General features: G+C 74.8%; 10 protein-coding genes and 1 tRNA gene. 10 read left to right on the top strand and 1 reads right to left on the bottom strand.

Annotated features, from left to right (window positions below; translation table 11 throughout):
* The 10 genes from AB0H52_RS28335 to AB0H52_RS28290 all read left to right on the top strand — a co-directional run.
* Nucleotides 1-1,328: molybdopterin dinucleotide binding domain-containing protein (locus AB0H52_RS28335; protein WP_357951280.1), on the top strand; the 1,328-nt coding region annotated here is incomplete at its 5' end.
* On the top strand, nucleotides 1,321-2,250 hold the full coding sequence (locus tag AB0H52_RS28330) for a 4Fe-4S dicluster domain-containing protein (RefSeq protein ID WP_151489630.1): 930 nt from the start codon (nucleotides 1,321-1,323) through the stop codon (nucleotides 2,248-2,250). The genes AB0H52_RS28335 and AB0H52_RS28330, both read left to right, overlap by 8 nt.
* Complete coding sequence (nrfD, locus tag AB0H52_RS28325) at nucleotides 2,247-3,362, top strand: NrfD/PsrC family molybdoenzyme membrane anchor subunit (protein WP_151489601.1); 1,116 nt, start codon at nucleotides 2,247-2,249, stop codon at nucleotides 3,360-3,362. Before AB0H52_RS28330 ends, nrfD begins: the two co-directional genes overlap by 4 nt.
* Nucleotides 3,363-3,400: 38 nt before the next feature.
* A tRNA-Sec gene (locus AB0H52_RS28320) sits at nucleotides 3,401-3,496 on the top strand.
* 22 nt (nucleotides 3,497-3,518) lie between these two features.
* The gene (gene selA / locus AB0H52_RS28315; RefSeq protein WP_151489602.1) at nucleotides 3,519-4,826 is read left to right on the top strand and encodes an L-seryl-tRNA(Sec) selenium transferase; all 1,308 of its coding nucleotides are present in this window, start codon (nucleotides 3,519-3,521) and stop codon (nucleotides 4,824-4,826) included.
* A 2-nt stretch (nucleotides 4,827-4,828) separates the two neighbouring features.
* On the top strand, nucleotides 4,829-6,583 hold the full coding sequence (gene selB / locus AB0H52_RS28310; RefSeq protein WP_357951278.1) for a selenocysteine-specific translation elongation factor: 1,755 nt from the start codon (nucleotides 4,829-4,831) through the stop codon (nucleotides 6,581-6,583).
* A gap of 88 nt (nucleotides 6,584-6,671) precedes the next feature.
* The gene (locus tag AB0H52_RS28305; protein WP_151489604.1) at nucleotides 6,672-6,992 is read left to right on the top strand and encodes a hypothetical protein; all 321 of its coding nucleotides are present in this window, start codon (nucleotides 6,672-6,674) and stop codon (nucleotides 6,990-6,992) included.
* 4 nt (nucleotides 6,993-6,996) lie between these two features.
* Nucleotides 6,997-7,194 (top strand): hypothetical protein, encoded by a 198-nt coding sequence (locus AB0H52_RS28300; RefSeq protein WP_088989536.1) that lies wholly within the window; start codon nucleotides 6,997-6,999, stop codon nucleotides 7,192-7,194.
* 79 nt (nucleotides 7,195-7,273) lie between these two features.
* Nucleotides 7,274-8,551, top strand: a complete 1,278-nt coding sequence (locus AB0H52_RS28295; RefSeq protein ID WP_357951276.1) for a hemolysin family protein — start codon at nucleotides 7,274-7,276, stop codon at nucleotides 8,549-8,551.
* A 74-nt stretch (nucleotides 8,552-8,625) separates the two neighbouring features.
* Nucleotides 8,626-8,811: a hypothetical protein gene (locus tag AB0H52_RS28290; RefSeq protein ID WP_036410487.1), complete on the top strand. Its 186-nt coding sequence runs from the start codon at nucleotides 8,626-8,628 to the stop codon at nucleotides 8,809-8,811.
* A gap of 5 nt (nucleotides 8,812-8,816) precedes the next feature.
* Here the strand turns inward: AB0H52_RS28290 and AB0H52_RS28285 are convergent, their stop codons facing one another.
* Nucleotides 8,817-9,467, bottom strand: coding sequence for a hypothetical protein (locus AB0H52_RS28285; RefSeq protein WP_278122614.1), 651 nt, complete (start codon nucleotides 9,465-9,467; stop codon nucleotides 8,817-8,819).
* Between the last annotated feature and the right edge of the window lie 10 nt (nucleotides 9,468-9,477).

The following is a 9,477-nucleotide window of genomic DNA, read 5'->3' as shown; positions in this document are numbered from 1 at the left end:
CCCAGACGCAGCGGTTGTTGCAGTGGCGGGAGAAGGCCGTCGACGCCCCGGGCGACGCCCGCTCCGAGCTGTGGTTCTTCTACCACCTGGGCCGCAAGCTGCGGGAGAAGCTGGCCGGCTCGGCGCTGCCGCGCGACCGGGCGCTGCTCGACCTCACCTGGGACTACCCCACGCACGGTCCGCACGCGGAGCCGAGCGCCGAGTCGGTCCTGCGCGAGATCAACGGGTACGACGTGACGACCGGCCGCCCGCTGTCGAGTTTCGCCGAGGCCCGCGCGGACGGCTCCACCGCGATCGGTTGCTGGATCTACACCGGGGTGTACGCCGACGGCGTCAACCAGGCAGCCCGGCGCCGGTCCCGCCATGAGCAGGACTGGGTGGCCGCCGAGTGGGGCTGGGCGTGGCCGGCGAACCGGCGGATGCTCTACAACCGGGCCTCCGCCGACCCCGACGGCAACCCGTGGAGTGAGCGCAAACGCTACGTCTGGTGGGACGCGGACAAGGCCGAGTGGACCGGCTACGACGTGCCGGACTTCGAGAAGGGCAAGCCGCCGTCGTACCGGCCGCCGGAGGGCGCGTCGGGGCCGGAGGGCATCGCCGGCGACGACCCGTTCGTCATGCAGGGCGACGGCAAGGGCTGGCTGTACGCGCCCAGTGGTGTGCTGGACGGGCCGTTGCCGACGCACTACGAGCCGGTGGAGTCGCCGGTGCGCAACCCCCTGTACCGGCAGCAGGCCAACCCGACCCGCAAGATGTACGCGCATCCGGTGAATTCGGTGAACCCGAGCCCGCCGCAGGAGCACGGTCAGGTGTTCCCGTACGTGTTCACGGTCAGCCGGCTCACCGAGCACCACACCGCCGGCGGGATGAGCCGTACCGTGTCGCCCCTGGCCGAGTTGCAACCGGAGATGTTCGTCGAGGTGTCACCGGAGCTGGCGGCCGAGGCCGGGCTGGAGCATCTGGGCTGGGCCCATCTGGTCAGCGGCCGGGCGGTGATCGAGGCGAAGGTGCTGGTGACGGATCGGCTCGCCCCGTTGCGGGTGGACGGTCGGATCATCCACCAGGTGTGGTTGCCGTACCACTTCGGTTTCGAGGGTCTGGTGACCGGCGACTCGGCCAACGACCTGTTCGGCATCAGCCTCGACCCGAACGTCCTCATCCAGGAGAGCAAGGTCGGCACCTGCGATGTGCGGCCCGGCCGCCGGCCCACCGGGCCGGCGCTGCTCGACCTGGTGGCCGACTACCAGCGGCGGGCCGGGATGATCCCGGGCGGGCACGCGCCGGCGGTCACCGGCGACAGCGAGGGGGAGCGGCGCGGTGATTCCTGATCCGAACAGTCTGTACGGGCCGCTGGATCCGGCGCCGGACGCCGGTTACGAGGACGCGCCGCCGCGGATGGGGTTCTTCACCGACACGAGTGTGTGTATCGGCTGCAAGGCGTGCGAGGTCGCCTGCAAGGAGTGGAACGGCGTCCCGCAGAGCGGGCTCGACCTGCTCGGCATGTCGTACGACAACACGGGCGCGTTGACCGCGAACTCGTGGCGGCACGTCGCGTTCATCGAGCAGCCCCGCCCCGCCGCCGACGTGCTTGGTGAGCCGGCCGACACCGGCGCGGGCCCGCAGTTCCTCGGGATGCCGGGGGCGCAGCCGCCGGGGCGGGCTTCCGGTGCCGAGGGCCGCTCGGACTTCCGCTGGCTGATGATGTCCGACGTGTGCAAGCACTGCACCCATGCGGCGTGTCTGGACGTCTGCCCGACGGGTTCGCTGTTCCGCACCGAGTTCGGCACGGTGGTGGTGCAGGAGGACATCTGCAATGGCTGCGGTTACTGCATCTCCGCCTGCCCCTACGGCGTGATCGATCAACGCAAGGGTGATGGTCGGGCGTGGAAGTGCACCCTCTGCTACGACCGGTTGGGCGCGGGGATGACCCCGGCCTGTGCCCAGGCGTGTCCCACCGAGTCGATCCAGTACGGGCCGGTGGACGAGTTGCGGGAGCGGGCCGCCGCGCGCGTCGAGACGCTGCGCGAGCGGGGGGTCCCCGAGGCACGCCTGTACGGTCACGACCCGACCGACGGTGTGGGCGGTGACGGCGCGTTCTTCCTGCTCCTCGACGAGCCCGAGGTGTACGGGCTGCCACCCGACCCGGTCGTGACCACTCGCGACCTGCCGAAGATGTGGAAACGCGCCGGCCTCGCCGCGCTGGCCATGGCGGCGGCGACCGTCGCCGCGTTCGTCGGAGGTTCCTCGTGAGCACGGACCGTCCCCCGGTCGGTGACCTCTTCCGCCGCTTCCGCGACCGGCTTGCCGCCGACGATCGGGCAGACCTGGTCTCGCCGCCGCAGCGGACCGCCGACCTCCCCGGCCACCGGCCTGGCCGCCGGGGTGGGCGGCGTGGCGGCGGCGAGGAGTTGCGGGTGCCGGAGGCCGAGTTCACCTCGTACTACGGCCGGCCCGTCCTGAAGCCGCCGGTGTGGAAGTGGGACATCGCCGCGTACCTGTTCACCGGTGGCCTGGCCGCCGGCTCGTCGCTGCTCGCCGCCGGTGGGCAGCTCACCGGCCGGCCCGCGTTACGCCGCGCCGGACGGAGCACCGCGCTGGCCGCCGTCGGCGCCAGCACGGTCTTCCTGATCCGGGACCTGGGCCGGCCGGCACGGTTCCACCACATGCTGCGGGTCGCCAAGCTGACGTCGCCGATGTCGATGGGCACCTGGATCCTCAGCGCGTTCGGGCCGGCCGCCGGTGTCGCCGCGATCGCCGAGACCGCCGGCCTGCTACCCCGCCACGGGGTGCTCGGCGTGGCCCGTCGGGCGTTGCCGCCGGTCGGGCACGCCGCCGGGCTGCTCGCCGCGGGCACCGCGCCCGCGCTGGCCACGTACACCGGGGTGCTGCTCGCCGACACGGCGGTGCCGTCGTGGCATGAGGCGTACCCCGAGTTGCCTCTGATCTTCGCGGGTAGTGCGCTGGCCAGCGGCGCCGGCGTGGGTCTGCTCGCCGCGCCGCCGGCGCAGGCCGGGCCGGCCCGCCGGATGGCGGTGGCCGGCGCGGCCCTGGAACTGTACGGCGCGCATCGGGTGGAGACCCGCCTCGGCCTGCTCAGTGAGCCCTACCGGCAGGGCCGGCCCGGTCGGCTGCTGCGCGCCGGTCGGGTGTTGACCGCCGCCGGGGTGGCCGGTGCCCTGCTCGGCCGTCGCAGCCGGGTGGTCGGCGCGGTGTCCGGCGCGGCACTGCTGGCGGCGTCGCTCGCCACCCGGTTCGGCATCTTCTACGGCGGTGTCGCCTCGGCCCGCGACCCCCGGTACACGGTGGTGCCGCAACGCGAGCGGGTGAACGCCCGGCGGAGCGGCGGTGGATCCGACGGCTGACTGAGCGGCCGCTCGGGCGTTGTGATCGAATGTCCGATGGAGGCGTTCAGGCGGCTGGTGCCCCTCCCGGTCTTCAAAACCGGTGTGGTCCGGGACCCGGGCCAGGCGGGTTCGATTCCCGTCCGTCTCCGCCAACCGGCCTCAGGAGATGACGCGATGGGCGACGCTCCGGTGGACCCGCGACGTCGGGTGCCCCGCACCGACGCGCTGCTCGCCGATCCGCGACTGGCCGCGGCCGCCGCCACGCTCGGCCGGGACCGGGTGAAGGCGGTCGTCGCCCGGGCGCAGGAGCGGGCCCGCCGCGGTGAGATCGCCCCCGAGGACGTCCGGGACGCCGCCGTCGCCGCGTTGCCCGCGTCCGGGCCCCGCCCGGTGCTCAACGCGACAGGTGTCGTGCTGCACACCAACCTGGGTCGCGCGCCGCTGTCGCCGGCCGCTGTCGCCGCGGTGGTGGCCGCCGCCGGGCACACCGACGTGGAACTGGACCTGACCACCGGTCGGCGGGCCCGCCGTGGCCGCGACGCGCTCGACGCGCTCGCCGCCGCCGTGCCCGACGCCGAGGCCGTACACGTGGTCAACAACGGCGCGGCCGCGCTGGTGCTGGCCGCGACCGGGCTGGCCGCCGGTCGGGAGATCGTGGTCAGCCGGGGCGAACTGGTCGAGATCGGCGACGGTTTCCGCCTGCCCGACCTGCTGGAGAGCACCGGCGCGCGACTGCGGGAGGTGGGCACCACCAACCGCACCACCCTCGCCGACTACGCCGCCGCGATCGGCCCGCGGACCGGCTTCGTGCTCAAGGTGCATCCGTCGAACTTCCAGATCACCGGGTTCACCTCGGCCACGACGGTGCGGCAGCTCGCCACCCTCGATGTGCCGGTGGTCGCCGACATCGGCTCCGGGCTGCTGCGCGCCGACCCGCTGCTGCCCGACGAGCCGGACGCCGCCAGCACCCTGCGCGCCGGTGCGGCGCTGGTCACCGCCAGCGGCGACAAGCTGCTCGGCGGCCCACAGGCCGGGCTGCTGCTCGGTGCCGCGGACCTGGTCGACCGGCTGCGCCGCCATCCGCTGGCCCGGGCGGTACGCGTCGACAAGCTCACCCTGGCCGCGCTCGCCGCCACCCTGCACCATCCGCAGACACCGACGCACACCGCGTTGCACGCCGACCCGGGCACCCTGCGCCGCCGGGTGGAGCGGCTGCGCGACCGGCTCGGCGTCGACGGCCGCAAGGCCGAGGTGGTGCCGGCGGTCGCCGTGGTCGGTGGCGGTGGCGGCCCCGGCGTCGAGTTGGACTCGTGGGCGCTGAGCCTGCCCGAGCGGTACGCGACGCCGCTGCGCACCGCAGACCAGCCGGTCCTCGGCCGGGTGGTGCGCGGGCGGCTCCTGCTCGATCTGCGCTGTGTGCCCGCCGACGCCGACGAGGCGCTCCGGGCGGCCGTCCTGCGCGTCCCCGACGGGGACGACTGAGCATGTTCGTCGTCGCCACCGCCGGGCACGTCGACCACGGCAAGTCGACCCTGGTCCGGGCGCTCACCGGGATGGAACCCGACCGGTGGGCCGAGGAACGCCGCCGGGGGATGACGATCGACCTGGGCTTCGCCTGGACGACACTGCCGTCCGGTGGCACGGTCGCGTTCGTCGACGTACCCGGGCACGAGCGGTTCGTGCCGAACATGCTCGCCGGGGTCGGCCCGGTGCCGGCGGCGCTGATCGTGGTCGCCGCGGACGAGGGGTGGATGCCGCAGTCCGCCGAGCATCTGGCCGCGCTCGACGCCCTCGGCGTCGGGCACGGCCTGTTGGTGGTGACCCGCGCCGACCTGGCCGATCCGGGGCCGGCGGCGGCGCGGGCGCGGGCCGAGATCGCGGCGAGCAGTCTCGGCGCGGTGGACGCGGTGGCGGTCAGCGGCGTGACCGGCGCCGGCCTGCCCGAGCTGCGTGCCGCCCTGGACCGGCTCGCGGCCGGCCTGCCCGCGCCCACCGTGGACGGACCGGTCCGCCTCTGGGTGGACCGCAGCTTCACCGTGCGGGGCAGCGGCACCGTGGTCACCGGCACCCTCCGCGCCGGACGGTTGCGGGTGGGCGACGAGCTGGAGTTGGCCGGCGCCGACGAGCCGGTCCGGGTCCGGGGCCTGCACTCCCTCGGCGAGGCCCGCGCCGAGGCGACGGCGGTCGCCCGGGTGGCGGTCAACCTGCGCGGTACGCCCCGCGACCGGCTGGGCCGTGGCGACGCCCTGCTCACCCCGGGGCGGTTCCACCGCACCGACCTCGTCGACGTGCGGCTCACCGGTGACCCGGCAGCCGACCTGCCCGCCACCCTCACCCTGCACGTCGGCTCGGCGGCGGTGCCGGTGCGGGTGCGCCCGCTCGGCCCGGACACCGTCCGGTTGCGGCTGGCCCGGCCGTTGCCGCTGCTGGTCGGCGACCGGGCGCTGCTGCGCGACCCGGGCCGGCACCACGTGGCCGGCGGGGTACGCGTGCTGGACGTTGCGCCGCCACCGCTGTCCCGACGAGGTGCCGCCGCGGCCCGCGCGCTGGTCCTCGCCGACCTGGACGGTCGACCCGATCTCGCCGGTGAGCTGCGCCGCCGACGGCTGGTCCGCGCCGACACGATGATCCGGATGGGCGTGCCGGTGCACGTCGCGCCGGTGGCTGGTGACTGGTTGGCCGACCCGGAGCACTGGCGGCGGCTCGGCGAGCAGCTGACCGAAGAGGTCACCCGCTACACACGGGAGCACCCGCTGGAGGCCGGGATGCCGGTGGACGCGCTGCGGCAACGCCTCGCCCTGCCCGACCGGGCGCTGGTCGAGGCGCTGGTCCGCCCGCCGTTGCGCGTCCGGGCCGGACGGGTCGGGACGGCGGGCGGCGACGCGCTGCCCGAGCCGGTGGCCCGGGCCGTGCAGCGGGTCCGCGCCGAGTACGGCGATCGACCGTTCCGCGCCCCCGAGGCGGACCGTCTCGTCGATCTCGGTCTGGGCCCCCGCGAGATCGGCGCCGCGGTGCGGGCCGGCGCGCTGCTGCGGCTGGCCGACAACGTGGTGCTGCTGCCCGACGCGCTCGACGACGCGGTCCGGGTGCTGGCCGGGCTGCCGCAGCCGTTCACCCTCTCCGCGGCCCGGCAGGCGTTGGACACCACCCGCCGGGTGGCGGTGCCCTTGCTGGAGCTGCTGGACCGTCGGGGCGCGACCCGTCGACTGCCCGACGACGCCCGGATCGTCGTCGGTTGAGCGCCGCACCCGGCTCGGGACGGGGCTGACAGAGGAGGGCGCCTACTGGGGTAACCGGCCGGAACCGCGGTTCGCGACGCGGGGCTGGATGCTCGTGTGGACCGTGCCGGACGGGCAGACCCGGTACGCCCTCGTCGATCCGCCCGCCGCGGAGTCGTACCCCGTTGAGCCAGGTCCGCCCGTCTCCGGCGCGCGGGACGCCCGGCTCGCGGCGGCCGCGGCCCGGTGGGGTACGGCGGGCGCCCCCGCGCACCGCATCGCGGACGCCGCCGCTGTGCTCGCCGTCGTGCTGAGCCTGCTGTGGCTGGGGCGGGATCACCATGTTGGTCTCCGTCGCCCGCCTGTTGCTCGGCACGGCGGTGGTGCCGGGCTAACCGGCCCCCGGACCGGTGGCGGTCACCTACGGTGACGCCATGGACCCTTCGGCGGTCTGGCGGGACCGGCAGCACCAATGGCGGATCGAGGCGTACCGCGCGCCGGATCTGCGGTTCGCCATCTACGCGACCAACGGCCCCACCGAGTCGGTGCCGCTCTGGCTGTTCGGCATGTCGGCGCTGGCCCGGTGGTTGATGACCCACTCGATCTCGCTGGACGACCTGGAGGTCGACTGAGCCTCGGACCGGCCGGAAACCGGGTCGCGGCCTGCTCGGCTGCGGTTGAGTGACCTCAGGTGGTGGACGGGGGTGCGCGATGGGCGGTCAGCTCGGGCAGGTGGTGCTCGTGGCCGTCCTGGTGCTGGTCAACGCCGCGCTCTCCGGCAGCGAGATGGCCCTGGTGACGCTGCGCGAGGGGCAGTTGCGGCGGTTGGGTCGGCGCTCACGTGCGGGCGACCGTCTGGTGCGTCTCTCCCGCGAACCGAACCGCTACCTGGCCACCATCCAGCTCGGCATCACGCTGGCCGGCTTCCTCGCTTCGGCGGCGGCCGCGGTGTCGCTGGCCGGGCCGCTGGTCGGTCCGCTGGGCTTCCTCGGCGCGGCGGCCCGTCCGGCCGCGGTGCTGGTGGTGACGGTGCTGCTGACGTTCGTCACGCTGGTGCTCGGGGAGTTGGCCCCGAAACGGCTGGCCATGCAGCGGGCGGAACGCTGGGCGCTGCTCAGCGCCGGCCCGCTCGACCTGCTCGCCCGGCTGTCCCGACCGGCGGTGTGGCTGCTCAGCCGGGCCACCGACGCCGTGGTGCGGTTGGCCGGCGGCGACCCCCGCGCCAACCGGGAGGAGATGACGGAGGAGGAGCTGCGCGAGATGCTGGTCAGCCAGCGGGGCCTGTCGGCGCAGCAGCGGGAGATCCTGACCGGCGCTTTCGACATCGCCGGGCGGACCCTGCGGGAGATCCTGGTGGCCCGGCGGGAGGTGACCGCCCTGCCGGCGAGCCTGAGCACCGACGAGGGGGTCCGTCGGTTGGCCGCCGCCGGCCGGTCCCGCGCGCCGGTCACCGGCCCCGGTGGCCTGGACGAGGTGGTCGGTGTGGTGCACATCCGGGACCTGGTGCGGGCCGGTGCCGGCACGGTGGGGGAGCAGGTGCGAGCGCCGCTGCTGCTGCCGGTCACGCTGCCGGTCGCCGACGCGTTGCGCCAGCTTCGTCAGGAGCACCAGCAGTTGGCCCTGGTGGTCGACGAGCACGGCGGCATCGACGGCATGGTGACCATGGAGGATCTGCTGGCCGAGGTGGTCGGCGAGCTGTACGACGAAACCGACCGCGACGTGCACGGGGTGACCCGGGACCCGGACGGGTCGCTGCTGGTGCCCGGTGACTTCCCGCTGCACGACCTGCCCGACCTGGGGGTGCGGCTGAGTTTCCCGCTGTCCCGGGAGTACACGACGGTGGCCGGTCTGGTGTTGGCGCGGCTGCGGCACCTGCCCCGTGAGCCGGGGGAGACCGTGCGGCTGCCCGGGCTGACGCTGGAGGTGGTGGAGGTCGCCGACCGGGCGGTGCGCCGGGTACGCCTGCGCGGGTTCGTCGCGGACCGTTGACCGTGTCGCCCAACAGGGGGACAATTGCCACGAAACCGGTCCGGAGCGGTTGAGAGTCACCTACGGTGCGGTACGTGAAGGACCGAGGGTTGCGTACGTTCGTCACGGTGCTGGCCGGCCTCGCCGTGATCTACTTCGGCAGCGCCGGCCGCAGCCCCGAGGAGGGCCGTGGCATCTCCGGCGGGGTGGTGGTGCTGGCGCTGCTCGCCGCGCTGCTGGTGTGGCACCTGACCCGACCGGGCGACAAGACGGTCAAGTGAGCGCCTCAGCGGGCCGCCACGCGGGTGACCTCGCCGGCGGACTCCTCACCGAGCGCCACCCGGACCAGCGCTGAGGCGAGCCGGCCGAAGTCCGGCTCGTCGACCAGCCCGGCCAGCCCGTCGGGTGAGCCCGGCAGACCCAGCCGCTTCGCCCCGGCCAGGGCTCGACGGTCGGCGTACGGGCGCAGGTCGGACCAGACCGTCTGCGCCTCCCGCAGGTAGATGTCGGCGCCGGTGGGGCCGATGCCGGGGAACTCGGTGAGTCGTCGGCGCAGCCCGGCCGGGTCACCCTGGGCCTCGTGGTGCAGCCGCCGCAGGTCGCCGTGCCAGCGGTCCAGGCACAGTCGGGCGCCGGTGCCGAGCATGGTGGCGGTGCGCTCGTCGTAGCGGCGGTAGTGGCCCCGGCCCAACGCGTCGACCCGCTGCTGCCAACTCGCCGCCTCCATCGCCTGCGGCGTGCGGTAGCCGGCGGCGAACAGCTCTCGCGCCGCGTCCACGGCGATACACGCGCGGATCCGGGTGCTCAGCAGGGTGGCCAGCACCAGGAGTTGGTACAGCGGCCCGGGTCGGTCGGAGAGCCGGATACCGGCCTCCTCCGCGTAGGTGCGGCCACGCCGGTCCAGCAGGACCCGCACCACCGTTCGATCGTCGCCCACACCGACGGGG

The organism is Micromonospora sp. NPDC050695 (assembly GCF_040654415.1).
Lineage (GTDB): Bacteria > Actinomycetota > Actinomycetes > Mycobacteriales > Micromonosporaceae > Micromonospora.
Note: the sequence above shows the minus strand (reverse complement) of the source record. Positions and strands in the feature narration are given on the sequence as shown.

Excerpts from the sequence above, each read along its gene's own strand:
- AB0H52_RS28305 (WP_151489604.1), top strand. The coding sequence starts at position 6,672 with ATGCTCGTGTGGACCGTGCCGGACGGGCAGACCCGGTACGCCCTCGTC.
- selA (WP_151489602.1), top strand. The coding sequence starts at position 3,519 with ATGGGCGACGCTCCGGTGGACCCGCGACGTCGGGTGCCCCGCACCGAC.
- AB0H52_RS28300 (WP_088989536.1), top strand. The coding sequence starts at position 6,997 with ATGGACCCTTCGGCGGTCTGGCGGGACCGGCAGCACCAATGGCGGATC.
- selB (WP_357951278.1), top strand. The coding sequence starts at position 4,829 with ATGTTCGTCGTCGCCACCGCCGGGCACGTCGACCACGGCAAGTCGACC.
- AB0H52_RS28295 (WP_357951276.1), top strand. The coding sequence starts at position 7,274 with ATGGGCGGTCAGCTCGGGCAGGTGGTGCTCGTGGCCGTCCTGGTGCTG.